The organism is Parahaliea mediterranea (assembly GCF_003402235.1).
Classification (GTDB): Bacteria; Pseudomonadota; Gammaproteobacteria; order Pseudomonadales; family Halieaceae; genus Parahaliea; species Parahaliea mediterranea.
This window is the reverse complement of the sequence record NZ_QEWO01000005.1, coordinates 256298-279444: the sequence shown is the minus strand read 5'-3', so window position 1 is coordinate 279444 and position 23147 is coordinate 256298. Positions and strand designations below refer to the sequence as shown.

General features: G+C 60.1%; 29 protein-coding genes and 1 pseudogene. 17 read left to right on the top strand and 13 right to left on the bottom strand.

Features of this window, described 5'->3' with window-relative positions; translation table 11 throughout:
* From hslU to DDZ17_RS23055, 14 genes and pseudogenes are all read left to right on the top strand, one after another.
* Complete coding sequence (hslU, locus tag DDZ17_RS16180) at positions 1-1329, top strand: ATP-dependent protease ATPase subunit HslU (protein WP_116368003.1); 1329 nt, start codon at positions 1-3, stop codon at positions 1327-1329.
* 50 nt (positions 1330-1379) lie between these two features.
* Positions 1380-1775 carry a gamma-butyrobetaine hydroxylase family protein gene (locus DDZ17_RS16175; protein WP_116368002.1) on the top strand — a complete coding sequence of 132 codons (396 nt, stop codon included), beginning with the start codon at positions 1380-1382 and terminating at the stop codon, positions 1773-1775.
* A gap of 58 nt (positions 1776-1833) precedes the next feature.
* Complete coding sequence (gene ubiE / locus DDZ17_RS16170) at positions 1834-2583, top strand: bifunctional demethylmenaquinone methyltransferase/2-methoxy-6-polyprenyl-1,4-benzoquinol methylase UbiE (RefSeq protein ID WP_116368001.1); 750 nt, start codon at positions 1834-1836, stop codon at positions 2581-2583.
* Positions 2583-3215 carry a ubiquinone biosynthesis accessory factor UbiJ gene (locus DDZ17_RS16165; RefSeq protein ID WP_116368000.1) on the top strand — a complete coding sequence of 211 codons (633 nt, stop codon included), beginning with the start codon at positions 2583-2585 and terminating at the stop codon, positions 3213-3215. Before ubiE ends, DDZ17_RS16165 begins: the two co-directional genes overlap by 1 nt.
* The gene (gene ubiB / locus DDZ17_RS16160; protein ID WP_116367999.1) at positions 3212-4873 is read left to right on the top strand and encodes a ubiquinone biosynthesis regulatory protein kinase UbiB; all 1662 of its coding nucleotides are present in this window, start codon (positions 3212-3214) and stop codon (positions 4871-4873) included. Before DDZ17_RS16165 ends, ubiB begins: the two co-directional genes overlap by 4 nt.
* Before the next feature lie 64 nt (positions 4874-4937).
* Positions 4938-5336: a phosphoribosyl-AMP cyclohydrolase gene (hisI, locus tag DDZ17_RS16155; RefSeq protein WP_116367998.1), complete on the top strand. Its 399-nt coding sequence runs from the start codon at positions 4938-4940 to the stop codon at positions 5334-5336.
* On the top strand, positions 5336-5719 hold the full coding sequence (locus tag DDZ17_RS16150) for a phosphoribosyl-ATP diphosphatase (protein WP_116367997.1): 384 nt from the start codon (positions 5336-5338) through the stop codon (positions 5717-5719). The genes hisI and DDZ17_RS16150 overlap by 1 nt, the downstream gene beginning before the upstream one ends.
* Before the next feature lie 31 nt (positions 5720-5750).
* Complete coding sequence (gene tatA / locus DDZ17_RS16145; protein ID WP_116367996.1) at positions 5751-5981, top strand: twin-arginine translocase TatA/TatE family subunit; 231 nt, start codon at positions 5751-5753, stop codon at positions 5979-5981.
* Between the two features lie 3 nt (positions 5982-5984).
* A complete protein-coding gene (gene tatB, locus DDZ17_RS16140) occupies positions 5985-6314 on the top strand; it encodes a Sec-independent protein translocase protein TatB (protein ID WP_116367995.1) in 330 nt (109 codons plus the stop codon).
* Positions 6311-7078, top strand: coding sequence for a twin-arginine translocase subunit TatC (gene tatC, locus DDZ17_RS16135; protein ID WP_116367994.1), 768 nt, complete (start codon positions 6311-6313; stop codon positions 7076-7078). The genes tatB and tatC overlap by 4 nt, the downstream gene beginning before the upstream one ends.
* Before the next feature lie 3 nt (positions 7079-7081).
* A complete protein-coding gene (locus DDZ17_RS16130; RefSeq protein WP_116367993.1) occupies positions 7082-8860 on the top strand; it encodes an ABC transporter transmembrane domain-containing protein in 1779 nt (592 codons plus the stop codon).
* 140 nt (positions 8861-9000) lie between these two features.
* Positions 9001-9969: a TerC/Alx family metal homeostasis membrane protein gene (locus DDZ17_RS16125; RefSeq protein WP_116367992.1), complete on the top strand. Its 969-nt coding sequence runs from the start codon at positions 9001-9003 to the stop codon at positions 9967-9969.
* Positions 9970-10053: 84 nt separating this feature from the next.
* Entirely contained in the window at positions 10054-11532 is a 1479-nt protein-coding gene (locus tag DDZ17_RS16120) for a carbon starvation CstA family protein (RefSeq protein ID WP_116367991.1), read from the top strand.
* Positions 11533-11596: 64 nt separating this feature from the next.
* Positions 11597-11962 (top strand): annotated as a pseudogene (locus DDZ17_RS23055) (HPP family protein); the annotation flags it as partial.
* 178 nt (positions 11963-12140) lie between these two features.
* Here the strand turns inward: DDZ17_RS23055 and brnA are convergent.
* Both brnA and DDZ17_RS23050 read right to left on the bottom strand, forming a co-directional pair.
* Positions 12141-12374 carry a type II toxin-antitoxin system BrnA family antitoxin gene (gene brnA / locus DDZ17_RS16110; protein ID WP_116367989.1) on the bottom strand — a complete coding sequence of 78 codons (234 nt, stop codon included), beginning with the start codon at positions 12372-12374 and terminating at the stop codon, positions 12141-12143.
* Positions 12364-12624 carry a BrnT family toxin gene (locus DDZ17_RS23050; protein ID WP_206613567.1) on the bottom strand — a complete coding sequence of 87 codons (261 nt, stop codon included), beginning with the start codon at positions 12622-12624 and terminating at the stop codon, positions 12364-12366. The genes brnA and DDZ17_RS23050 overlap by 11 nt, the downstream gene beginning before the upstream one ends.
* Before the next feature lie 179 nt (positions 12625-12803).
* Between DDZ17_RS23050 and DDZ17_RS16100 the strand changes: the two genes are divergently transcribed.
* Both DDZ17_RS16100 and DDZ17_RS16095 read left to right on the top strand, forming a co-directional pair.
* On the top strand, positions 12804-13043 hold the full coding sequence (locus DDZ17_RS16100; RefSeq protein WP_116367988.1) for a type II toxin-antitoxin system ParD family antitoxin: 240 nt from the start codon (positions 12804-12806) through the stop codon (positions 13041-13043).
* A gap of 124 nt (positions 13044-13167) precedes the next feature.
* On the top strand, positions 13168-13458 hold the full coding sequence (locus DDZ17_RS16095; protein ID WP_241505919.1) for a type II toxin-antitoxin system RelE/ParE family toxin: 291 nt from the start codon (positions 13168-13170) through the stop codon (positions 13456-13458).
* Here the strand turns inward: DDZ17_RS16095 and DDZ17_RS22465 are convergent.
* The 6 genes from DDZ17_RS22465 to DDZ17_RS22455 form a co-directional block, all read right to left on the bottom strand.
* Positions 13438-13761 carry a hypothetical protein gene (locus DDZ17_RS22465; RefSeq protein ID WP_157976686.1) on the bottom strand — a complete coding sequence of 108 codons (324 nt, stop codon included), beginning with the start codon at positions 13759-13761 and terminating at the stop codon, positions 13438-13440. The two genes, DDZ17_RS16095 and DDZ17_RS22465, sit on opposite strands and share 21 nt — an antisense overlap.
* An 84-nt stretch (positions 13762-13845) precedes the next feature.
* Positions 13846-14241, bottom strand: a complete 396-nt coding sequence (locus DDZ17_RS16090) for a hypothetical protein (protein ID WP_116367987.1) — start codon at positions 14239-14241, stop codon at positions 13846-13848.
* A 96-nt stretch (positions 14242-14337) separates the two neighbouring features.
* The gene (locus DDZ17_RS16085; protein WP_116367986.1) at positions 14338-14670 is read right to left on the bottom strand and encodes a YnfA family protein; all 333 of its coding nucleotides are present in this window, start codon (positions 14668-14670) and stop codon (positions 14338-14340) included.
* Positions 14671-14781: 111 nt separating this feature from the next.
* Positions 14782-15471, bottom strand: a complete 690-nt coding sequence (locus DDZ17_RS22460; RefSeq protein WP_157976685.1) for a hypothetical protein — start codon at positions 15469-15471, stop codon at positions 14782-14784.
* A gap of 773 nt (positions 15472-16244) precedes the next feature.
* The gene (locus DDZ17_RS16080) at positions 16245-16622 is read right to left on the bottom strand and encodes a nuclear transport factor 2 family protein (RefSeq protein ID WP_157976684.1); all 378 of its coding nucleotides are present in this window, start codon (positions 16620-16622) and stop codon (positions 16245-16247) included.
* Between the two features lie 162 nt (positions 16623-16784).
* Positions 16785-17069: a hypothetical protein gene (locus DDZ17_RS22455; protein WP_157976683.1), complete on the bottom strand. Its 285-nt coding sequence runs from the start codon at positions 17067-17069 to the stop codon at positions 16785-16787.
* 279 nt (positions 17070-17348) lie between these two features.
* Here DDZ17_RS22455 and DDZ17_RS16075 point away from each other — a divergent pair, with 279 nt between their 5' ends.
* Positions 17349-18332, top strand: a complete 984-nt coding sequence (locus DDZ17_RS16075; protein WP_116367984.1) for an integron integrase — start codon at positions 17349-17351, stop codon at positions 18330-18332.
* A 114-nt stretch (positions 18333-18446) separates the two neighbouring features.
* Here the strand turns inward: DDZ17_RS16075 and DDZ17_RS16070 are convergent, their stop codons facing one another.
* The 5 genes from DDZ17_RS16070 to DDZ17_RS16050 all read right to left on the bottom strand — a co-directional run bounded on the left by DDZ17_RS16070 (position 18447) and on the right by DDZ17_RS16050 (position 23037).
* Positions 18447-19811 (bottom strand): NAD(P)(+) transhydrogenase (Re/Si-specific) subunit beta, encoded by a 1365-nt coding sequence (locus tag DDZ17_RS16070; RefSeq protein WP_116367983.1) that lies wholly within the window; start codon positions 19809-19811, stop codon positions 18447-18449.
* A gap of 2 nt (positions 19812-19813) precedes the next feature.
* The gene (locus tag DDZ17_RS16065) at positions 19814-20095 is read right to left on the bottom strand and encodes an NAD(P) transhydrogenase subunit alpha part 2 (RefSeq protein ID WP_116367982.1); all 282 of its coding nucleotides are present in this window, start codon (positions 20093-20095) and stop codon (positions 19814-19816) included.
* Between the two features lies 1 nt (position 20096).
* A complete protein-coding gene (locus tag DDZ17_RS16060) occupies positions 20097-21239 on the bottom strand; it encodes a Re/Si-specific NAD(P)(+) transhydrogenase subunit alpha (RefSeq protein WP_116367981.1) in 1143 nt (380 codons plus the stop codon).
* Between the two features lie 510 nt (positions 21240-21749).
* Positions 21750-22403 carry a ChrR family anti-sigma-E factor gene (locus tag DDZ17_RS16055; RefSeq protein WP_116367980.1) on the bottom strand — a complete coding sequence of 218 codons (654 nt, stop codon included), beginning with the start codon at positions 22401-22403 and terminating at the stop codon, positions 21750-21752.
* Between the two features lie 4 nt (positions 22404-22407).
* Positions 22408-23037: a sigma-70 family RNA polymerase sigma factor gene (locus DDZ17_RS16050; protein ID WP_116367979.1), complete on the bottom strand. Its 630-nt coding sequence runs from the start codon at positions 23035-23037 to the stop codon at positions 22408-22410.
* Positions 23038-23147: the final 110 nt, after the last annotated feature.

The window sequence follows — 23147 nt, the reverse complement described above, 5'->3', positions numbered from 1 at the left end:
ATGTCCAACATGACCCCCCGCGAGATCGTCTCCGAACTCGACCGCCACATCATCGGCCAGCAGGACGCCAAGCGCGCCGTGGCCATCGCCCTGCGCAACCGCTGGCGCCGCATGCAGCTGAACGACGACCTGCGCGCCGAGATCACCCCCAAGAACATTCTGATGATCGGCCCCACCGGGGTCGGCAAGACCGAGATTGCCCGCCGCCTGGCAAAGCTCGCCAACGCCCCCTTCGTCAAGGTAGAGGCCACCAAGTTCACCGAGGTGGGCTATGTGGGCCGCGATGTGGAATCCATCGTTCGCGACCTGGCCGACATGGCCATCAAGATGTACCGCGAACAGGCCATGCAGCGGGTGCGCTTTCGCGCCGAGGAAGCCGCCGAGGAACGGGTGCTGGACATCCTCCTGCCGCCGGCCCGCGACGCCGAGCAGAGCGAAACCAACGCCAACAGCACCCGCCAGCTGCTGCGCAAAAAGCTGCGCGAGGGCGAGCTGGACGAGAAGGAAGTGGAGGTACAGCTCAGCAATGCCGGCGCCGGCGTGGAGATCATGGCGCCCCCCGGCATGGAAGAGATGACCAACCAGTTGCAGAGCATGTTCGCCAACATGTCCAGGCAGCAGAGCAAAACCCGGCGCATGAGCGTGAAGGCCGCCTTCGAGGCCCTCACCGACGAGGAGGCCGCCAAACTGGTCAACGAGGACGACCTCAAGCAGAAAGCCATCGAGGCGGCCGAGCAGAACGGCATAGTCTTCATCGACGAGATCGACAAGGTTGCCAAGCGCTCTGAGGGCGCCGGCGCCGACGTGTCCCGCGAGGGCGTGCAGCGCGACCTGCTGCCGCTGATCGAGGGCTCCACCGTGAGCACCAAGCACGGCATGATCAAGACCGACCACATCCTGTTCATCGCCAGCGGCGCCTTCCACCTGGCCAAGCCCTCGGACCTGATACCCGAGCTGCAGGGCCGCCTGCCGATCCGGGTGGAGCTGGAAGCCCTGGGGCCGGATGACTTCGAGCGCATTCTCACCGAGCCCCGGGCCTCGCTCACCGAGCAGTACACCGAGCTGCTGGCCACCGAGGGCCTGACCCTGCGCTTTACCGAAGACGGTATTCGCCGCATCGCCGAAACCGCCTGGCAGGTGAACGAGAAAACCGAGAACATCGGCGCGCGCCGCCTGCACACCATCATGGAGCGCCTGCTGGAAGAGGCCTCCTACGGCGCAGCCGATGCCGGCCTTGGCAGCGACGAACTGGTGATCGACGCGGCCTACGTGGACGGCCAGTTGCAGGCCCTGTCCGCCGACGAAGACCTGTCGCGCTTTATTCTCTGAGCCGCTTTTGAGCCCTGGTTAAGTTGAGCCCTGCTTACGTTGAGCCCCCGATGAACAGCGACGCCCCGCGCCCCACCGACGTCAAACTGCACCGCAAGTCGCGGACACTGGAGTTGGTGTACGCCGACGGCAACCGCTACGCCCTGCCCTGCGAGTACCTGCGTGTCTACTCGCCCTCGGCGGAAGTGCGCGGCCACGGCGAAGGCCAGGAAGTGCTGCAGACCGGCAAGCTCAAGGTGAACATCACCGGCGTCAAACCGGTGGGCCACTACGCCGTGCAGCTGTTCTTCGACGACGGCCACGATACCGGCCTGTACAGCTGGGACTACCTCTACCAGCTGGCCACCGAGCATCAGGCCCGCTGGCAAGACTACCTGCGGCGCCTGCAGGCCGAGGGCGGCAGCCGCGACCCGGAGGTGCAGGTGCTGAAGTTCGATCCGGGCTGACACCGGCCCGAGCGAACGCGCTACAATGCGCCCCCAGTGACCGACGGGCGGAGGGCCCATGAGCGACAAGCAGACCACCCACTTCGGCTACAAAGAAGTGGAGAAGGACGCCAAGGCCGGGCTGGTGGCTGGCGTGTTCCACTCGGTGGCCGCCCGCTACGACCTGATGAACGACCTGATGTCCGGTGGCATCCACCGCATCTGGAAGCGCTTTACCATCGAGCTGTCTGGCGTGCGCCGCGGCAACAGCGTGCTCGACATCGCCGGCGGCACCGGCGACCTGGCCGCCCGCTTCAGCCGCATGGTGGGCACCGACGGCCGGGTGGTGCTGGCGGACATCAACGACTCCATGCTCAAAGTCGGCCGCGACAAGCTGATCGACGGCGGCAACCTCGGCAACATCGACTACGTACAGGCCGACGCCCAGTACCTGCCCTTCCCTGACGACAGCTTTGACTGCGTGACCATCGCCTTCGGCCTGCGCAACGTCACCGACAAGGACCTGGCCCTGCGCGCCATGCTGCGGGTGCTCAAGCCCGGCGGCCGCCTGCTGGTGCTGGAATTCTCCAAACCCCGCAACGAGCTGCTGGGCAAAGCCTACGACGCCTACTCCTTCAATGTGCTGCCCAAAATGGGCCAGCTGGTGGCCGGCGACAGCGAGAGCTACCAGTACCTAGCGGAGTCCATTCGCGTACACCCCGACCAGGACACCCTGAAGCAGATGATGGAAGACGTCGGCTTCAGCGCCGTGGAATACCACAACATGACCGGCGGCATCGTCGCCCTGCACCGGGGCATCAAGGCCTGATGCCCGACCCCACCCTGCACACCGCGGCGCTGGCCGCACTGGAGGGTGCGGTCAATCGCGCCCTGGCGCTGGATTCGCGCAGCGGCGAACAGCTCGGCCGGCTGGAGGGCTGCGTGTTTTCCCTGGACTGCACCTCGCCGCCCTTTCGCGCCTTTCTGCTGCCGGCGGCCGATGGCGTGAACCTGGCCGGCCACTGGGAAGGCAAGGTCACCACCGCCGTGCGCGGCCAGGCCGCCGATTTCGCGGAACTGGCCACCGCCGCCGACCCCACCGCCGCCCTGATCAACGGCAACCTCACCCTGGAGGGTGACAGCGCGCCGCTGATTGAACTGCAAAAAATACTCGCCGGGCTGGAGCTGGACTGGGAGGCCCCGCTGGTGGACACCCTGGGCGATGTGGCCGGCCACCAGCTGGCAGAGGCCTTTCGCGGCGCCTTCAGCTACGGGCGCATGGCCCACAAAAGCCTGGAACGGCAGTTGGAGGAGTTCATCCACGAAGAGGCGCGCCTGAGCCCGCCGCGACTGGAGCTGGAAGACTTCTACCGCGATGTCGGCGCCCTCGCCGAGCGCAGCGAGCGCCTGGCGGCGAGGCTCGCCCGCCTGCGGGCCCGGGTAGAGCGCCTCAAGCCATGAGCTTTACCTTCTCCCGCGGCCGCCGGCTGGCGAAAATCCTGCACGTGGCCGGCCGCCACCGGCTGGACACCTTCTTTGAAGCCGACACCCTGCCCCCCTGGCTGCGCCTGGCCTTCCGCCTGTCGCCCTGGCGCCTGGGCCCAGCGCCCACACAGGGCCGCGGCGTGCGCCTGCGCCAGGCGCTGGAAGAACTCGGCCCGGTGTTCATCAAGTTCGGGCAGATGCTGTCCACCCGCCGCGACCTGCTGCCGCCGGATCTCGCCGACGAACTGGCCAAGCTGCAGGACGATGTGCCGCCCTTCAGCGAATCCCAGTCGGTGGCGATTATCGAACGGGCGCTGGGCAAGCCGGTTGGCGAGCTGTTCGCCCGCTTCGAGGCCAAGCCGATGGCCTCCGCCTCGGTGGCCCAGGTGCACGCCGCCACCCTGCACAGCGGCGAGGCGGTGGTGGTGAAGGTGGTGCGCCCAGACATCGAGCCGGTCATCCGCCAGGACCTGGCCCTGCTCTACACCCTGGCCCGGCTGGTGGACCGCTACCTGCCGGACGGGCGCCGCCTGCGCCCGGTGGAGGTGATCGCCGACTACGAGATCACCATCCTCGACGAACTGGACCTCGGCCGCGAAGCGGCCAACGCCTCGCAGCTGCGGCGCAACTGGGAAGACAGCCCGCTGGTGTACATTCCCCAGGTGTACTGGGACTACACCTGCCGCGAGGTGTGCACCATGGAGCGCATCAGCGGCATTCCGGTCACCGACATGGCCACCCTGCGCGAGCGCGGGGTGGACCTGAAACTGCTGGCCGAGCGCGGCGTGGAGATTTTCTTCACCCAGGTGTTTCGCGACAGTTTCTTCCACGCCGACATGCACCCGGGCAACATTTTTGTTGACGCCACCGACCCGGCCGACCCCACCTACATCGCCGTGGACTGCGCCATCATCGGCAGCCTGTCGGATTCCGACCAGTACTACCTGGCGCGCAACCTGCTGGCCATCTTCCACCGCGACTACCACGAGTGCGCCCAACTGCACGTGGAATGCGGCTGGGTGCCGCCCCACACCCGCGTGCAGGATTTTGAATCCGCCATGCGGGCGGTGTGCGAGCCAGTGTTCGAGCGCCCCATCAGCGAAATTTCCTTCGGCCAGCTACTGATCTACCTGTTCCACACCGCGCGCCGCTTCGACATGGAAGTGCAGCCCTCCCTGGTGCTGCTGCAAAAGACCATGCTCAATATCGAGGGCCTGGGCCGGGTGCTCTACCCGGCGCTGAACCTGTGGGACACCGCCCAGCCCTATCTGGAGCGCTGGGTTACCGAGCGCTATTCGCCCCAGTCCATGCTCAAGCGCCTGCAGCGCCACGCGCCCTCCTGGCTGGAGCAGCTGCCGGCCCTGCCCGATGCGGTCATGGACAACCTGCAGCAATCGCGCGATACCGAGCGCCAGCTGGCCCGCCAGCAGCAACAGGTGAAGGCCCTGCAGGCGCAGCAACAGCGCCTTGTCAGCCGCCGCCGGCGCCACCTGCTGGCGGCCGTGGCCTGCGCCAGTGCGGCCCTGCTGGCCTGGCCCGAAGGCCGGCAGTTGCTGGGCGATGCACCGCCGGTGAGCTGGCTGCTGGGGCTTGCCGCCCTGGCCCTAGCCTGGCCACGCAATTCAGACCGCTGAGCGCGGCCCCACTCGGACAGCCAGCCCCCCCTGTGCCATAATGCCCGGCCACTGGAAGCAAGCTATGAATGACATATCCGCACAAGCCGCCGCGCTGAACTGGAACGAGCAGGGCCTGGTGCCCGCCATCGCCCAGGACTGGCAGACCGGCGAGGTTCTGATGCTGGCCTGGATGAACCGCGAGGCCCTGGAGCTCACGGTGCGCGAAGCCCGCGCCATCTACTGGTCGCGCTCCCGCGCCGCCCTGTGGCGCAAGGGCGAGGAATCCGGCAACGTGCAGCACCTGAAGGAACTGCGCATCGACTGCGACGCCGATACCGTGCTGATGAAGGTGGAACAGGTGGGCGACATAGCCTGTCACACCGGGCGCCGCAGCTGCTTCTACCAGCGCCTGGAAAACGGCGAGTGGCGGGTCACCGACCCGGTATTGAAAGACCCCAAGGCCCTGTACGGTAAGCCCTGATGAGCACACCGCCCGACAACCGCGCCGCACAGCCGGATGTGCTGCAACAATTGGACGCCACACTGGCCGCGCGCAAAGGTGGCGACCCGGCGGCGTCCTACGTGGCCAGCCTGCACCACAAGGGGCTGAACAAGATTCTGGAGAAAATCGGCGAGGAGGCCACCGAGGTCATTCTCGCCGCCAAGGATGCAGACGCTGGCAGCAACAGCAACGACGACGAGCGCCAGGCGCTGGTGGGCGAAGTGGCCGACCTGTGGTTTCACAGCCTGGTTATGCTGTCGCACCTGGAGCTGTCCAGCCGGGAAGTGCTGGACTGCCTGCAGCAGCGCTTCGGGCTGTCCGGGCTGGCGGAAAAAGCCGCCCGGCAACACAACAAATCGTAGCAACACCTGACAACACACCGAGGAGAAGAGCATGGGTATAGGCGGCATCAGTGTCTGGCAACTGCTGATTATTCTGGCCATCGTGATCATGCTGTTTGGCACCAAGCGCCTGCGCAATCTGGGCAGCGACCTGGGCAGCGCCGTCAAGGGCTTTCGCAGCAGCCTGAAGGACGAAGACGAGGCCGACAAAAAGCCGGCCGACCCGGCGGACCCGACCGACGCCGAGCCGGCCGGCGAGCAGGGCGAGAACAAAGAGAAGTAATCGGTGTTTGATATCGGCTTTCTTGAGCTGATCCTGATCGCCATCGTGGCACTGCTGGTGATCGGGCCAGAGCGATTGCCCGGCGCGGTACGCACCGGCGCCGTGTATTTGCGGCGCATCAAGCGCAGCTTCAATGACATCCGCCGGGAAGTGGAGCAGGAGCTGCACAACGACGCCGTGATGCAGGAACTCAAGCAGACCCGCGAACAGGTGAGCGGCGAAGTCAGCAAGCTCAAACAGCAGGTGGACGACGCCGTCGACAAAGCGGAAAGCGAACTGAACGCCCCGGCCGCCGAAACACCGCCCCACAAGCCCGGAACCCCGCGGGAATGAACAACCAGGACATCGACGACCAGCCACTGCCGCTGGTGGCCCACCTCACCGAGCTGCGCGACCGCCTGCTGCGCGCCATCCTGGCGGTGCTGGTGGTCTTTATCGCCCTGTTCCCCTTTGCCAACGACATCTACACCTTTGTGTCGGAGCCCCTGCGGGCCATTCTGCCGGAGGGCGCCGGCATGATCGCCACCGAAGTGGCCTCGCCCTTCCTCACCCCCTTCAAGCTGACCCTGGTGACCGCCATCTTCGGCGCCATTCCCTACGTGCTGTACCAGGTGTGGAGCTTTATCGCCCCCGGCATGTACCGCCACGAAAAGCGCCTGGCCATTCCGCTGCTGGTGTCCAGCGTGGCCCTGTTCTACGCCGGCGCGGCCTTCGCCTACTTCGTGGTGTTCCCGCTGGTGTTCGGTTTCTTCGCCAGCGTGGCGCCGGAAGGCATCACCATCATGACCGACATCAACAGCTACCTGAACTTTGTGCTCAAGCTGTTTTTTGCCTTCGGCCTGGCCTTTGAAATCCCCATCGCCGCGGTGCTGATGATCTGGGCCGGCATCACCACACCAGACCAGTTGGTGAAGAAGCGCCCCTACATCATTGTCGGCTGCTTTGTGTTTGGCATGCTGCTGACACCGCCCGACGTTATCTCCCAGTCCCTGCTGGCCATCCCTATGTGGGCCCTGTTTGAAGTGGGCGTGTTCTTCGGCCGCTTTGTGCAACGCCGCAAGGACGCCGCCGACACCGCAGAACAGGACGGCGCCTGACCCGTGGCGACGCAGCCGGCCGGTAGCGGCCAGCGCTCGCCCCTGTTGGCCCTGGTGGGGTTTTTGCGCCCCTACCGCGGGCGCGTTGTGGGTGCGGCCTGTGCGCTGATCTTTACCGCTGGCGCCACCCTGGCCCTGGGGCGCGGCATCCAGGTGCTTATCGACCGCGGCTTTGGCGGCGGCACCAGCGCCGACCTGTCGGCGGCCATCACCCTGTTGCTCTCCATTGCCGGAGCCATGGCACTGGGCACCTTTGCACGTTTTTATCTGGTGTCCTGGCTGGGGGAGCGGGTCAGCGCCGATCTGCGCACCGCGGTGTTTAACAACCTCATCACCCTGCACCCCGGCTACTTCGAGACCAACCGCTCCGGCGAAATCATGTCGCGCCTGACCACCGACACCAGCCTGCTGCAAACCATCATCGGCTCATCCCTCAGCATGGCGCTGCGCAGCAGCCTCACCCTCACCGGCGCGCTGGTGATGATGTTCATCACCAACCTGAAGCTGAGCCTGATCATCGCCGTGAGCGTACCCGCCGTGCTGACCCCCATCCTGCTGTTCGGCCGCCGGGTGCGCAGCCTGTCCAACAAAAGCCAGGACTCCATCGCCAGCGTGGGCAGCTATGCCGGCGAAATCATCCAGCACATCAAGGTGGTGCAGAGCTACACCCAGGAGGCTTTTGAATCCCGCGCCTTCAGCGGCGAAGTGGAGCGCGCCTTCGACATTGCCCGGCGCCGCATCCGCCAGCGCGCCCTGCTGATTGTGGCCGCCATTGCCATGATGTTCGGCGGCCTGGCCGCCATGCTGTGGACCGGCGGGCAAGACGTTATCAGCGGCCGCATGAGCCCCGGGGAACTGGGCGCCTTTGTGTTCTACGCCATCATGGTGGGCACCGGCTTTGCCACTATTTCAGAAGTGTGGGGCGAACTGCAGCGCGCCGCTGGCGCCGCCGAGCGATTGCTGGAACTGCTGGGTACCCGCAGCGACATCCTTGAGCAGCCCGACCCCGCCGCGGCGACCGCGGTAAACGCAGCGTGCATGGCACTGGATAACGTGCGCTTCTGCTACCCGGCGCGCCCCGCGCAGGCGGCCCTGGATGGCTTTTCCCTCGACATCCCCGCCGGGCGCAGCCTGGCGCTGGTGGGGCCATCCGGCGCGGGCAAGTCCACCGTGTTCGAACTGCTGCAGCGCTTTTACGACCCCCAGGCCGGGCGCATCACCCTGGATGGGCGCGACATCCGCGACCTCAGCCTGCACGACCTACGCGCCCACATTGCCCTGGTGCCCCAGCAGCCGGCCCTGTTTACCGGCGACGTGCGCTACAACATTGCCTACGGCCGGCCACAGGCCAGCGGCGAGGAAGTCTTTGCCGCCGCCCGCGCCGCCCATGCCCACGACTTCATCCAGCAGCTGCCGGAAGGCTACGCCAGCCACCTGGGCGAACAGGGCGTGCGCCTGTCCGGCGGCCAGCGCCAGCGCATCGCCATTGCCCGGGCCATCCTCAACGACCCGGACATCCTGCTGCTGGACGAGGCCACCAGCGCCCTCGATACCGAAAGCGAACACCAGGTACAGCAGGCCCTGGAAGAACTCATGCGCGGCCGCACCACCGTCATCATCGCCCACCGCCTGTCCACCATTTTGCATGCCGACCGGATTGCAGTGATGGACAACGGGCGCGTCGTGGCCGCCGGGACACATGACAGCCTACTGCGAGACAGCCCCCTGTATGCACGGCTGGCGTCGCTGCAGTTCAGGGAGGCGCCAGAAGGCGATCGCTAACGATTAGTGATTCTGTCAAGCGGGATTTCAGCGTCGGACTGCAGCTACCGGCATTGCCGGCTTCACGCTAGTGTCAACGCATCCACGCTGCTGCCGCCGGCAATGGAAAGCGGCCCCCATCCCGACAGAGATTCCACACCGTGACCCTACTTATCTGGCTGTCTTTTCTGGCGCTGGTCACAGCGCTTGTCGTCATCGACCTCGGTATCCTGCATCGCACACCCACCACACTCGACGCCCATCAGGCCCTGCGCCGCTGGCTGGTCTGGCTCGCACTCGGCCTGGGCTTTACCGCATACATCTACTTTCTCTACGAAACCAATTGGCTCGGCTGGGGCCTGACATCCATCCTGGACCTGAATGGCCGTGAAGCCGCCGTACTGTATTTCACTGGCTACCTGATCGAGTTGTCACTATCGGTGGACAATGTGTTCGTGTTCGCGCTGATTTTCAACTTCATGCGTGTGCCCGCCGAACTGCAGTACCGCGTGCTGTTCTGGGGCGTGCTGGGAGCCATCATTCTGCGCGGCGTCATGATTGGCGTCGGCATCAATCTGATGTCTCACTTCCACTGGATGACCTATGTGTTCGGGACAATCCTGTTGCTATCTGCCGCGCGCATGCTGGCCCTGCGTTCTGAAACAGCGGTGGAGGACATCGCCGTGGTGCGACTTGCGCAACGCCTGCTACCCGTGACCCAGGACTATCGGGGGACGCGCTTCCTGGTGCGGGAACACGGCAGGCTACTGGCAACACCGCTACTGCTCGCGCTGGTGATGGTGGAATGGGCGGACCTGATCTTCGCCGTGGATTCCATTCCGGCCATCCTCGCCGTCACCACCGACCCCTTCCTGGTATTCACCTCGAACGTTTTCGCCATCCTGGGGCTGCGCAGCCTCTACTTCCTGGTGGCTCACCTGATCGAGCGCTTCCGCTACCTGAAGGTCAGCCTGGTTTTCATCCTGCTGTTCGTGGGCATAAAAATGCTGTTGCAGCACCACGTGGAGATACCCAATGTGGTGTCACTGGCGGTGATTGCCAGTTCCCTGTTTGTTGGGGTTGTGGCTTCCGCCTGGGTGAGCCGGCGAAGTGGCGACACGGGCTCGTGATGGTACCAAGGTCTACTTGACCTTGCCGATACAGTAGCCAAGACTGCGCGCTCATTCCCCTGCCGCTCTCCATGGGACATCCGCATGCTGGTCTTCTTTCTCTGCATTGGCCTGTTGCTATTCGCCTATCGTTTTTACAGCCCCTTTATTGAACGGCAGGCGGGCATCGACCCACAAGCCAAGACACCGCAGGCGAAGTTCGAGGACGGCGTCGACTACGTGGCCGTACACCCGGTCAGGGCCTTCCTGATTCAGTTTCTGAATATCGCCGGCGTGGGCCCGATCTTCGGCCCGATCCTGGGGGCCCTGTACGGGCCGGTCGCGCTGGTGTGGATTGTGCTGGGCAATATCATCGGCGGTTCAGTGCACGACTATTTTTCCGGCGTGCTGAGCGTCAAGGAAGACGGCAAGAGCATGCCGGAAATCGCCGGCCACTACTTCAACGGCCTGTTCAAGGGCATCATGCTGCTGTTTACCGCCATGCTGCTGTTCTTTGTGGGCGTGGTGTTCACCATGAGCCCCGCTGGCCTGCTGAGTAACCTCGAACTGTTCGACGGTACCCCGCTCGGCGAGAACGCCTTCTGGGTGTGGCTGATTCTCGGCTACTACTTCCTGGCGACGCTGCTGCCGGTCGACAAAATCATTACCCGCCTCTACCCGGTTTTTGGCCTGCTCATGGTGGTGATGACCGTGTCGATGGGCGCGGCGCTGTTGCTGCACGCCCCGCAACTGCCGCAAATGGGCTCGCTTTTTGCGTATTTCGAACAGGGTCATGCCCACCACCAGTTGCTGGCACCCAACCCCGACGGCCTGCCGGTGTGGCCACTGCTCTTTGTCACCATTACCTGCGGCGCCATCAGCGGCTTTCACTCCACCCAGGCGCCGATCATGGCGCGCTGCCTGACCAGCGAAAAGTACATTCGGCCGGTCTACTACGGCGCCATGATTTCAGAAGGGCTGGTGGCCTGCGTGTGGGCCACGGCGGGCATGGCGGCCTTTCCCGGTGGCTACCTTGAGTTGAAGGCACTGCTGGACCAGGGCGGGCCGGGCCTGGTGGTCAACCACGTGGCCTCAAGCTACCTGGGCGTGGCCGGCGGCATCATGGCCGTGATTGCCGTGGCCGTCTTCCCCATCACCTCTGGCGACACTGCATTCCGCTCCCTGCGCCTGACCATTATCGACGCCTTTGATATCCACCAGAGCGTGCGCAATCGCCTGCTGCTGGCCGTGCCGATTCTGACCATCGCCTACCTGATGACCAAAATCGACTTTTCCCTCATCTGGCGCTACTTCGCCTTCTCCAACATGCTGCTGTCCACCAGCGTGCTGTGGCTGGCGACCAAATACCTGTTCGACAGAGGCGCTTTTCACTGGATAGTGAGCCTGCCGGCGATTGTGGGCACCAGCGTCACGCTGTCCTACATCGTGACAGCGGAAATCGGCTTTGGCCTGCCGCAACCCTATGCAGACCCGGTGGGACTCCTGGTGGGGCTGACCTCCCTGGGCGGGCTGATCTACGTGCACCGGCGATTCAGTGGCAACAAGCTGTCCGGCGTGTATTGATTAGTCCCATGCTGTGCATTACCGCACTAAGCAGCCTGGGTAGTGAGTTCAGGCCTCCGTCTGGCTAATGGCGCCCTTTGGGGCCACCATGGTAATCCTCTTCGGATTGCCGGAAAGTCCTCTGGCACAACCTAGGAATATCATCGTAGAACACCTCCTAACCACGACAATCGGCCTTACTATCGCAGCTTTCACGGGAGTTTCCTCCTGGTCTATGGGAGTTGCAGTAGGGCTAGCGGTAAGCTTGATGTTGTTAACCGATACCACTCACCCACCGGCGGGTGCCAATCCCCTAGTTGTCATGCTCGCAGGCGAGCATTGGGACTTCCTGATCATGCCAGTAACAGCAGGAACAGTTCTGATCGTGGTATTTGGCGTGCTATACCACCGGCTTATTTCCAAGCAACAGTACCCGAAGCGGTGGTTTTAAGCAGTATCTGAATCAAACTGAGCGGTAGTGACCCGCGCTAATACCGGTACTAAGTTCGCTCATTTTTATAACGCCGCCAATAAGGGTGCACTGTAAGTGCGTCCCACGTACTGGCCTTATTACAGCGTCGACTCTTGTGGGGTGCTAACGCTCGCCACAGCGGTGCTGTCCGTACACTTTACTTGCTGGGGGCGTGTTCAAGGCGCTCAGCCAGCCATACTTTAATGATGGACTGGCGAGTAACACCCAACCTTGCGGCCTCTTTGTCGAGAGATACGATCATCCACTCGGGAAAATCTACGTTGACTCTCCGTGGAGTCTGGTTCGGTCGTTTCAGGCTAGAAATGTCCAAATCATTGATTATGTCTTCCTTGCCCTGATCGAACTTTTTATCGAAATCTTTAGCTTTCATAGAGCTCTACCTCAGCTTTCCGGGACCGTCTGACCGATATCAATCGAATGTCTTCGTCTCGATACGTAAAAACAGCAGACCAATACTGCCCATTGAAACGAGCAATTACGATTGATCTTGGCTCATCATCAGACCTTGCAGCCAACTCCACCAAGTTGGGGTCCTCCCATAAGAGTTGAGCCTGCACAAAATCAATCCCATGCTTTTTGAGATTCGAAGCGCTCTTCCTTTGGTCGTACTGAAAACCCATAATGGTATATAAACTATACCACCGACTTGGCTTTGACAAGCGCTGGGAGAGGCGAGGAGCCCCTAACTCCTGCAGTTGCGGCTGTGAGCGCGTCCCGGCGCCAAGCGCCCTTGCTGCCTTGAGTTGTTACGGGCCGGGAACCATTATTGGGTACATATTGGTACTGGCAGAGGTGGGGCATGGCAAAAAACACCAGCATTACTCTGGGCGAACATTTTGAAAGATTTATAGCACAGCAAATAGCCGAGGGAAGATACGCCTCAGCCAACGAAGTGGTTAGAGCCGCTCTGCGGCAATTTGAAGATACAGAGAAGAAAACTGCCATGCTCAGACGTTTGCTCGAAGAAGGTGAGAAGAGCGGCACCGCCGAATACAGCTACGAGGCGCTGATGAATGAGTTCGATGAAGAGCTTGGCTAATGGGGCCATTTTCCCTTACCGAAGCCGCTAAAGCCAACCTTAAATCGATTGCCGCCTACAACCAGCGCCGGTGGGGCAGAGAGCAGCGTAGAATTTACGCCAAGAATTTGACGATGCTTTCCATATGCTAGCCGATAGCCCCGAAGATGGGGCTGCCTGCGATTCGATTAAAATGGGCTATCGTAAATTTCCTAATGGTAGTCATGTAATCTTCTATCGCAATCTTTCGGATACTGAAATTGAGATCGTTCGTATTCTTCATAAACGTATGGACCTGGCTAGGCAACTCGAAGGCGCGGAACGCCCCGATAACGGGCGAATGCTTGCTGCGAAAATAGCGAAGCCGCAGAAGTTAGGCGTCACAGCGAGCGCGGCAAGTTTGTTGATTGATTTGTTAGGTGGCATTGCTTTTTAAAATCTCGTTTAAGCCCTGCTGAAGTAACAATGAATATAACCTTTTGTAAAGCAAGAGCGATACAAAGCACCCCACTCCGATGAACAGACTATTAATCAATATAGAGGTACCAAAGAAAAGAAAGCTAGTAATTGGAAAAGTGAAGCCAACCAAAAGCGATAAAATGAAATAAAGCGCGCTCTTACCCGATAGCTTTAAATCAGTAAAAGAGACGTAACGCGCTTTTTCTAATAAAACCTCTTGCCTGTCTTTATCAAGAGATGCTATTTCGGGGAAATAGTTAATAAAAGCCTTCGGGTTCATTGCATTCCTCTTGCCACTTAACACTTCAAGCAGGGGCCCGCGTTAGCGAATCCCGGCGCCAAGCGCCCTTGCTGCCTTGACTTGTTAAGTTGACGGCCGCTGAAGCCATTTCACAACCCCCGCTACGAGCAAACCTAAACCGACGAATGAGAAGAATAGGCCATTGAATAGACTGCTGGAGTAAACATTTTCGAGGCCAACCCTGACGATAATGGGTATTCCGATTGAAAGAGTGCCAATCATCATAAAACAGTAAAGGTCGAAATAATTCTCTACAGACTTCGAGAGCTTTCCGAAAGGTTCCGCGTTTCCGAAAAGTAGAGAAATCCCCATCGCAATACCGCCCAATAATCCAAATAATACGATCGTTAGAACGGTGGATTCAGGTAGCACATCTACCTGAAAGAAATTCTTGATTGGACCTAATCCCTGAGGTAATCCTGCTAGTAATCCGATGATTGAACCAATGACGTACTTCATAAACTAGCAACTTAACGCCCACGCCAGGGGCAGACAAATAAGCGCAGCGTTTTGGCTGTCCCGCAGCGCTTTTCAGCGGCTAACTGCACGTGCTTGTTATGTGCCACGTGGTGCGAACATGATAATTGCCATGCCCAACAATGCCACCCCAGAGCCGATGAGGTCCCAAGATGTTGGACGAATACCATCGACTGCCCACAACCACAAAATGGCCATAAATATGTATACCCCGCCATAGGCCGCATAAACCCGGCCCGCTGCTGTTGGATGCAAGGACAGAAGCCAAGCAAATGCGGCTAGGCTAAGTGCTGCGGGTGCTAGCAGCCAAATCGACTTTCCTTCCCGCAGCCAAAGATATGGTAGATAGCAGCCCATAATTTCTGCAAGCGCAGTAATCAGGAAAAGGCCAACTGTTTTTACTTCAGGCAAAGTGCGATTCCTTGTATTGGCGGCACATAACGCCGGCAGCAACGGCGCCCAACCAGACGCGAAGCGGCTGGTTGAGTGTCCGGCCCCGAAGGGGCGTATTGCCTGCCCTTGTTATGGTGCATTTTCACAGAACTTCCGAACTTCAGTGCCCAATGACTCAAACACTGATTTTTTGTAGTTTGTGCTGGAGAAGTGCGGCGCTCCGTATATAAGGGTTTTACCGATACGTTTCATCTCTCCCAGGCAAAACTCAGTCGGTAGCCAAGTGAACACGTTATGCTTTCTCCTTGCCTCCTGCATATACTCGCTAAACAGAGACTTTGAGAGAATAACAAGTCGGCTCTCTCCAGATAGAATGAGTGAATCTATATTCTTGGCATGATCCAAATCGAACAGAGACCAAAACTTTGAAGGAATAGTTCGCCCGGTAGTTGGAAACGGCAGTATTTCGATGAAAGTTACTTTTTCTGCGTAGGCTTTATCTAAGCCTAGCCATGTGAATTTTCTATGGTACGGAACACCGCCAGTGTTCTTCTTTAACGGGTATGAATCCAACAAAAAGGGGTGATGAACCCCATATTTTTTCCAGAATCCCACACCATCCTCATGATATTCGGAAATCTTTGCCATGAAATCTGGATACTTTGATATTTCAGGCGAGTAGTTTGCGTCAAGCCCAAAGAAAACTACTTGAGCCTTTCTTGGTTCCTGTCCTTGATGTGGAATTTGTTGCAAGGCAAATATTTCATTTAATACAGTAGAACCATGCCTCCCGTATTGGTGTGATAGTACTTGGCTCATACTTTGCTAGGCACCATAACGCCCAGCGCACAGGCGAGGCACGAAGTGCCTAGTCCAGCCGCCGAAGGCGGCGATGTGCCGCTGCTTGTTAGAGCGCATTTTCCTCTGCCTTTACGACTAGACACGCCTGTTCAAGTACGGAGGTATCAGAATTCCATCCCGATCTTAGTAGCGCAGCACCCACCAGTGAATAGATAGACCCGGTACAAGTTACAGCATTGGCCTGTTCAGGATTCGGCAAAGATTTGTAGAATGCCTGTGCACCGAGGCGAGCATCTGAAATGTGGCTAGAGCCCTTCGAGGCGCCTGACACAAATGCCTCCCATATGAATAGGCCGCCTTGCTCCGTGACGAAATCTACCCAGTTCAAAAATGCCGGCACATCTGACTGAAGCTCCCTACGTATAGCTGAAAGTATCCAAGCGACCTGAACAAGACCAGTAGCCAAGGCGCCACACCCAGCGCCAGCACTCCACGCTCTACTTCCTTCCCCGGGCCGAGCGGAGGTGAGACGAGTTTCGTCGTCGTGCAGTGGCACAAAGAGTGGACACTCGAAGCCCACAGCAACTGCTTCGCCCTTAGATAGTGAGTTAGCAATGAAGCGCGATAATGTCGAAGGCCGGTCACCGGAATCTCCGGTCGAAGCCCACCAACCAAAATTTCCTTTCGCAACTGATCCTACATCAGCACATACAACGATTGGCACGAAATTATTCATTGCGCTCTAACGCCTGTGGTTGCGGCGGCGGTACGCCGTCCGTAACCCACACTTGTTATGTGCCTTCGAAAGACCAGTAGCCATGCTGTGAGCACCCCGAATTAATTTTCCCGTTACTATCAATTTCTAGGGTTTCACAGACCGTGGCCCCTCTATTGCTTTCATACAGTACAACCACTGATGAAACACCAGAAAAGATACCCTTAAGCATGAATTCTAGCGGAGGTCTCATCATCAATGACTTCTCCCAGTACGGGCGTACTTCATTCTTTCCGCTTAAGACGCCGGATTCTATGTTCATTCGAGAGCAGATGTACGGAGAGGTCATAGTGAAGTCATCTTCGTAAAGATCAAAAATGCGGTCAAGATCGTGTGAATTCCAAGCGTCAATCCACTTTCTCGCGATTTTCTCTGCTTCATCTCTATCGAGCATCGGACAATCCGGACACATAACGCCAGCAGCAGGGGCCGCCAAACCAAAGCGAAGCGGCGGTTTGGTGGTCCCACTGCCTGCCCTGGTTATGGATGCCAATCGTGGCACGGTGCTGATGCGAAGTGGTTAAAAACGCTGTGCCCGTCATAAACACCTGCCCTGTTAAAAACTGCCCCACAACAACTGCTGTGAACTTGCCGTAACCTCCCAGCCTGCTAATGGCTGCAAGATGCTGGATAATTTTGTGGTGCTGATGGCGATGGACGAACCAAAAGCCAGCAGCGATAAAGCTGACGTTACTACCGTTCTTGCCGACTGCCAAGAAGAACAAAACTGCGGACTTGAACTCAGCACATTACTCACAAACTGCACCGAAAGAACGACAAACTTGGCCTGGCTCCATAACAGCCACTTAATTTGAAATATTCTGATATCAACATTGCTCATTATCTCCTGCTCAGGCTGGCAAAAATCAAGCCGCACAACAAGCCTTACATGCCTATATCCGCAACCGGCCAACCAGGGCTCACTGAGTTTTTCAGTGCCAACACTGCCAGTTGCGGCCCTTTGTCAACGGGACAGTCTGCTCAAGCTTCCCAGTATATGCGGTCTGGTGAATGAAGCCTCCCAAATCATTCGACTTTTTCTCATTAAAAACGGCCATTAACTTGCCTTTATGGCCGGCTGAAAACAAGACTTTCGGACGCACTTGTCTGGGACAACTTTATGGACAATATTCCGCCCCGCGTTAATTCCCGGTCAAATCGCTTTATGGATGTCCTTCGCGCCGACATTCGTGCCCGTGGCTATGCCTACGCAACGGAGCGAACCTATCTCCACTGGATAAGGCGATTTATCTATTTTCACGATAAGCGCCATCCAAGGGATCTCGGTAGTGCCGAAATTGAAGCGTTCCTCAATCATCTGGCTGTTTCCGCGAATGCGTCTCCTTCCACGCAGCGCACGGCACTCAATGCACTGATGTTCCTGTATTCGAAGCACTTCGGCCTGCCGGCCGAGACGCTCACTTTTCAGCGGGCGAAGCCAACGCGCCAGCTTCCCACAGTACTCTCGCATGAGGAGGTAAAGCAGATCCTGTCCTGCATGACGGGGACGCCACTGCTGATGGTGGAGCTGCTCTATGGTAGTGGTCTCAGGCTGCAGGAGTGCCTGAATCTGCGAGTAAAGGACATTGATTTTGCCTTGCGAACAATCATCGTCAGGCAAGGAAAAGGCGACAAGGATAGAAGTACTCTATTGCCAACGTCAGTCCAAGATCGCCTGCAAGCCCAAGTTCAGAAAGTGCTGGCACTGCACCAGCAGGACATGGCCGATGGTTTTGGTGAGGTTTATCTACCTCATGCACTGGAACGAAAGTATCCCAATGCCGCGACCAGTCCCGGGTGGCAGTTCCTGTTCCCCTCATCTCGGCTGGCGCCAGACCCTCGCTCCGGAGTGATCCGTCGCCACCATATTCACCACACAGGCCTGCGCAAACATCTTCGCGCCGCGGTGCTAAAGGCAGGCATTCACAAGCCAGTTAAGACACACACCTTCCGGCACAGCTTTGCCACGCGCCTGTTGCAAAAAGGCTACGACATTCGAACCATCCAAAAGCTTCTGGGGCACCGCGATGTCACTACGACAGAAATCTATACACATGTCCTCGGGACAGGTCCCCAGGTTGTAATCAGCCCAGCGGATGGATGAGTGGGTTGACCCAGCGCAGCATGTCTCCATCGGAGCCTTAAATGAGAGCGCCGGCTCAATGGCCGGCGTTAAGCAAGGCATGGCCCCCACCTGGGCGGGGGCGATGGCGGCAGGTTAGCCAGCCAGTTCGCGAATCAGGCCGCCGATGGACTCTTTTGCATCGCCGAACAGCATGCGCGTGTTCTCTTTGTAGAACAGCGGGTTTTCGATCCCGGCAAAGCCGGAGGCCATGGAGCGCTTGAGCACGAACACGGTGCGCGCGGAATCCACGTTGATCACGGGCATGCCGTAGATGGGGGACGACTCCACTTCGCGCGCGGCGGGGTTCACTACGTCGTTGGCGCCGATGACGATGGCTACGTCCACGGTTTCCATGCGCGGGTTGATGTCGTCCATCTCCAGCAGCTGGTCGTAGGGCACGTCGGCTTCGGCCAGCAGCACGTTCATGTGCCCGGGCATGCGGCCGGCCACGGGGTGGATGCCGAAGTTCACTTCCGCGCCCTTTTTCTCCAGCAGCTCGGTCAGCTCTTTCACTACGTGCTGGGCCTGGGCCACGGCCATGCCGTAACCGGGGATGATGGCCACGCTGGAGGCGGCCTCCAGTACGTAGTAGGCGTCTTCGACGGAGATGGGTTTGATCTCACCTTCGATCTCGGTCTCTTCACTGCTGACACTGCCGAAGCCGGAGAACAGCACGTTGGAGAGGGAGCGGTTCATGGCTTTGCACATGATCTGGGTGAGGATGATGCCGGAGGCACCCACCAGCGAACCCGCTACGATCAGGATGTTGTTGTTGACCGCAAAACCGGCGGCACAGGCGGCCAGGCCGGAGTAGGAGTTCAGCAGGGAGATCACCACCGGCATGTCGGCACCGCCGATGGGAATGACCGCCATGATGCCGAACAGCAGGGACAGGCCGATCACCGCATACAGCCAGGTCGGGTTTTCGGGCTGCAGGCAGAACATGACCGCGCTGGCCAGGATGGCAAGCACAATCAGGCTGTTGACGACCTGCTGGCCGCGGAACATAACCGCGCCGGAGCCGATGGTTTCACTCAGCTTGCCCCAGGCGATCAGCGAGCCGGTGAAGGTCAGGCCGCCGATCAGGATGGACAGGACGATGGTAACCAACGTGAAGGTGTTGGTGGCGGTGCCGAGCGCCGCGGCGCCCACCAGCAGGCTGGCCATGCCGCCAAAGCCGTTGAACAGGGCCACCATTTCCGGCATGGAGGTCATCTGCACCAGGCGCGCTGCGGCGGCACCGATGGCACCCCCCACCAGTACCCCGGCGATGATCCACTGGTACTCGACAATGCCTTTGTCCAGCAGGGCAGCAACAATGGCCACCAGCATACCCACCGACGACAGCAGGTTGCCCTTGCGGGCGGTGGCGGCGGAGCCGAGCAGTTTCAGGCCGAAGATGAACAGGGCCGCGGAAACAACGTAGGCGAGCTGAATAATCAGTTGAGTACTTTCCACGATCAGCCCCCCTTCTTCTTGAACATGGCGAGCATGCGGTCGGTCACCAGGTAACCGCCCACCACGTTGATGGTGGCCAGGGCCACGGCGCCGGCGCCCAGCCAGTTGGCCAGGTCGTGCTGGCCGGTGCCGGCCAGGCTCACGGCGCCCACCACGGTGATGCCGGAGATCGCGTTAGCGCCAGACATCAGTGGTGTGTGCAGGGTGGCGGGCACCTTGTTGATGAGTTCAAAGCCCAGAAAGATGGACAGCATGAGAATAAATGTGAGGAATACGGCTTCCATATCAGTTGGCCCCCTCCAGAATGTTCTTGATGGTTTCGTTGGTCACCTCACCGCCGTGGGTGATGATGCAGCCGGGCAGGATGTCGTGCTCGAAGTCGACCACGAACTGTTTGCTCTCCTTATCCCAGACGTCTTCCACCAGGTTGAACAGGTTGCTGGAGTACATCTTGCTGGCGTCGCGGCAGACGTTGTTCGGCAGGTTGGCCTGGCCGATGATTTTCACGCCGTTCACTTCCACGGTTTCACCGGGCACCGAGCCCTCTACGTTGCCACCGGTTTCGGCGGCCATGTCCACGATCACGGAGCCGGGCTGCATGCCTTCTACCATGTCGCGGGTCACCAGTACGGGCGGCTTGCGACCGAATACCTGGGCGGTGGTGATCACCACGTCGGACTGGGCGATCACTTCCTTCTGCGCCTGGCGCTGCCTGTCGATTTGCTCCGGGGTCAGCTCCTTGGCATAGCCGCCGGCGGTTTCGCCGGTATCACCCAGGTCAATCTCCAGGAAGGTGGCGCCCAGCGACTGCACCTGCTCGGCAACCACCGGGCGGGTGTCGAAGGCGGTGACCTTGGCGCCAAGGCGCTTGGCGGTGGCAATGGCCTGCAGGCCCGCCACACCGGCGCCCAGAATAAACACCTTGGCCGGCTTCAGGGTACCCGCCGGGGTCATCATCATCGGCAGGATGCTGGGCAGGTGGTTGGCCGCCAGCAGCACGGTCACATAGCCCGCCAGGTTGGCCTGGGAACTCAGTGCGTCCATTTTCTGGCTGCGGGTGGTACGGGGGATCATTTCCATGCTGATGGCGGTAACCCCCTGCATTTGCAGGGCCCGCACCAGTTCGTGCTCGTTGAACGGATCGAGATAGGAAATGTGGATGCAACCCGAGGGAATGAGGGCAACCTCGTCCAGGGTCGGCTTGCGCAGGCGCAGCAGAACCTGGGCCTCGGCAAACAGTTTGTTGCGATCCGGCTCGACGCTGGCGCCGGCCTCGATGTATTGCTCGTCAGAAAATCCGGAGCCTGCCCCCATGCCGGGTTCGATAACGACCTCGGCGCCGAGCAGGGCGAGTTTTTTGACCGTCTCCGGAATAACCGGCACACGGTTCTCCCCCGGATGCGTCTCCTTGGGTACTGCGATGCGCATATTTTTTACCCCATACCTGTGTGTCTAAGCTTGTGGGTTTATAGTTTCTGCTGTAACTTCTGCGAGCTACTTGTCTATACCGCCCGGCCCGAAAACCCAAAAATACGGGGCCTCGAAAAAAGCGGCGAACGACTTTAGCACAGTGCGGCACACCGCCGTAACTATGCCCGCCATTCATCGTCTGAATCCCGCTGCGTTAAACAGGGCGGCCGCGCACCCTAACCCCGGGCGCGACGAATCGCCTACTGTAGCCATCCTGCGGGGCCAAACAATGACCCTGCATTCCAACTATGTAGACCCGTAGAAACAGCCTCGCGGAAACGGCGCCGGGGCGCCTCACGCATTTGGAGGAGATTTGCGGGTTTGGCGCAAGGCCGGCCAAAAACGGTAGCCGGGCCAACTGGCCCGGGCCATTCGCCAACCTCAAAGACGGCCTATCAACCGATAATGCTCTCTACCCGGCTGCAGGCGCTCTACTCGGCCGCAGGCGCTCTACCCGGCCGCTAGCGCTCAGCCCGGCTGCAGGCGCAGGAAGGGATTCATCCAGCGATAGGCCCACCCCCTGAAGCGCAGGGGCGCATCCAGCACGCCAAGGCAGATGCAGTCTTCCGACTGCAGTGCGGTGGGGGCGTGCTCTTCACCGGCCCGGCGGAACAGGAAGTCGCCGGCGTGGTAATCGCCATCGGCATCGGAAAAACCGCCCTGCAACACCAGGGTGATCTCGTCACCGCGGTGGCCGTGGAGGGGAATGCGGCCACCGGCGCGGATGTGGTACAGGGCAAACTCGTGGCCGGGGTCGCCGGTTTTCAGGTAGGAGATGGACAGCGTCCGGGTGACTTTTTTCCACACCAGGTCGGCAAAATCGCCACTCATCAGGCGCTGCAGTATAGCCGGGGTTTTCTCGCCGGCCGGGTGGTGATTGGCAAAGTGCAACGGCGGCGCCTCGTCGAGCCGCGCCAGCACCCTGTCCAGCACCTGCTCGCTGACGGGCTGTGGCGCCACCTGCTCGAACAGGGCGGCCCCCACGTCCTGCAGGGCGCTCACGGTGCGTCGGCATTCGTGGCAGTAATTAAGGTGGGCGGCAACGCAGGCACCCTGGGCCAGCGGCAGGCTGCCGGCGGCGTGGGCGGTGAGAAAATCGATGTCGGGGTGATAGCTTGGCATGGCGTCAGGAAGTCATCTGAATCTGGAGTTTCTGCAGGGCCAGTCGCACGCGAGACTTGACCGTGCCCAGGGGCAGGTCGAGTTCCGCCGCCGTTTCGGCGTGGGATTTGCCCTCCATATAGACCTTGGCGAGGATCTGGGACTGGTCCACCGGCAGGCCCGCCATCAGGTCGCGCACGCGCTGGCCGTTGCGGCGGCTGTGAATCTGCTCGAAGGGCTCCTCGGCGGCGCCATCGGGGGCCACGTCTTCCGCCGCCAGGGGGGTATCGAACTTCTGCAGGCGGCGGAACAGGTCGGTGCGGCAGTTGCGGGCAATGGTGTAAATCCAGGTGCTGGCTGCCGCCTTGGCCGGGTCATAGGCCGCAGACTTCTGCCACACCTTGATCATCACCTCCTGCACCAGTTCGTCGGCGTGGTTGGCCGACAGGCTGGAGCCCGCCAGGGCAAAGCCTTTGATCAGCGGCGCAAAGTGGCGAAACAGCCGCGTGTAGGCGGCGCGGTCTGCATGCAATGCAATGGCCTGCAGGCACTCGCTCCACTCGTCTGCGCGCGGGGCCGAGTGCTGGCTGTCACTGCCTTTGTCACTGGCCTTGTCTTTGCCCGGGTCTATGCCCGTGTCTTTGTGTGGGCCCATCGGTGCCACTGGCGCTTCCTGCTGGGTGGGTTACGCTGAGTATACGCAAGCCCCCGGGCCGCCGGATCACCACGTTGTGCATAAAAAAATCTGATCCGCGAGCGCACCCC

Bases quoted from the DNA above. Each gene is read 5' to 3' on its own strand.
- DDZ17_RS16175 (WP_116368002.1), top strand. From the start codon at position 1,380: ATGAACAGCGACGCCCCGCGCCCCACCGACGTCAAACTGCACCGCAAG.
- DDZ17_RS16150 (WP_116367997.1), top strand. From the start codon at position 5,336: ATGAGCACACCGCCCGACAACCGCGCCGCACAGCCGGATGTGCTGCAA.
- DDZ17_RS16090 (WP_116367987.1), bottom strand. From the start codon at position 14,241: ATGAAGTACGTCATTGGTTCAATCATCGGATTACTAGCAGGATTACCT.
- DDZ17_RS16100 (WP_116367988.1), top strand. From the start codon at position 12,804: ATGGCAAAAAACACCAGCATTACTCTGGGCGAACATTTTGAAAGATTT.
- DDZ17_RS16075 (WP_116367984.1), top strand. From the start codon at position 17,349: ATGGACAATATTCCGCCCCGCGTTAATTCCCGGTCAAATCGCTTTATG.
- DDZ17_RS16060 (WP_116367981.1), bottom strand. From the start codon at position 21,239: ATGCGCATCGCAGTACCCAAGGAGACGCATCCGGGGGAGAACCGTGTG.
- DDZ17_RS16050 (WP_116367979.1), bottom strand. From the start codon at position 23,037: ATGGGCCCACACAAAGACACGGGCATAGACCCGGGCAAAGACAAGGCC.
- DDZ17_RS16165 (WP_116368000.1), top strand. From the start codon at position 2,583: ATGCCCGACCCCACCCTGCACACCGCGGCGCTGGCCGCACTGGAGGGT.
- hslU (WP_116368003.1), top strand. From the start codon at position 1: ATGTCCAACATGACCCCCCGCGAGATCGTCTCCGAACTCGACCGCCAC.
- brnA (WP_116367989.1), bottom strand. From the start codon at position 12,374: ATGAAAGCTAAAGATTTCGATAAAAAGTTCGATCAGGGCAAGGAAGAC.
- DDZ17_RS16055 (WP_116367980.1), bottom strand. From the start codon at position 22,403: ATGCCAAGCTATCACCCCGACATCGATTTTCTCACCGCCCACGCCGCC.
- ubiE (WP_116368001.1), top strand. From the start codon at position 1,834: ATGAGCGACAAGCAGACCACCCACTTCGGCTACAAAGAAGTGGAGAAG.
- DDZ17_RS22460 (WP_157976685.1), bottom strand. From the start codon at position 15,471: ATGAGCCAAGTACTATCACACCAATACGGGAGGCATGGTTCTACTGTA.
- ubiB (WP_116367999.1), top strand. From the start codon at position 3,212: ATGAGCTTTACCTTCTCCCGCGGCCGCCGGCTGGCGAAAATCCTGCAC.
- DDZ17_RS22455 (WP_157976683.1), bottom strand. From the start codon at position 17,069: ATGAGCAATGTTGATATCAGAATATTTCAAATTAAGTGGCTGTTATGG.
- DDZ17_RS16120 (WP_116367991.1), top strand. From the start codon at position 10,054: ATGCTGGTCTTCTTTCTCTGCATTGGCCTGTTGCTATTCGCCTATCGT.
- DDZ17_RS16095 (WP_241505919.1), top strand. From the start codon at position 13,168: ATGCTAGCCGATAGCCCCGAAGATGGGGCTGCCTGCGATTCGATTAAA.
- tatC (WP_116367994.1), top strand. From the start codon at position 6,311: ATGAACAACCAGGACATCGACGACCAGCCACTGCCGCTGGTGGCCCAC.
- DDZ17_RS23050 (WP_206613567.1), bottom strand. From the start codon at position 12,624: ATGGGTTTTCAGTACGACCAAAGGAAGAGCGCTTCGAATCTCAAAAAG.
- DDZ17_RS16080 (WP_157976684.1), bottom strand. From the start codon at position 16,622: ATGCTCGATAGAGATGAAGCAGAGAAAATCGCGAGAAAGTGGATTGAC.
- hisI (WP_116367998.1), top strand. From the start codon at position 4,938: ATGAATGACATATCCGCACAAGCCGCCGCGCTGAACTGGAACGAGCAG.
- DDZ17_RS22465 (WP_157976686.1), bottom strand. From the start codon at position 13,761: ATGAACCCGAAGGCTTTTATTAACTATTTCCCCGAAATAGCATCTCTT.
- tatA (WP_116367996.1), top strand. From the start codon at position 5,751: ATGGGTATAGGCGGCATCAGTGTCTGGCAACTGCTGATTATTCTGGCC.
- DDZ17_RS16065 (WP_116367982.1), bottom strand. From the start codon at position 20,095: ATGGAAGCCGTATTCCTCACATTTATTCTCATGCTGTCCATCTTTCTG.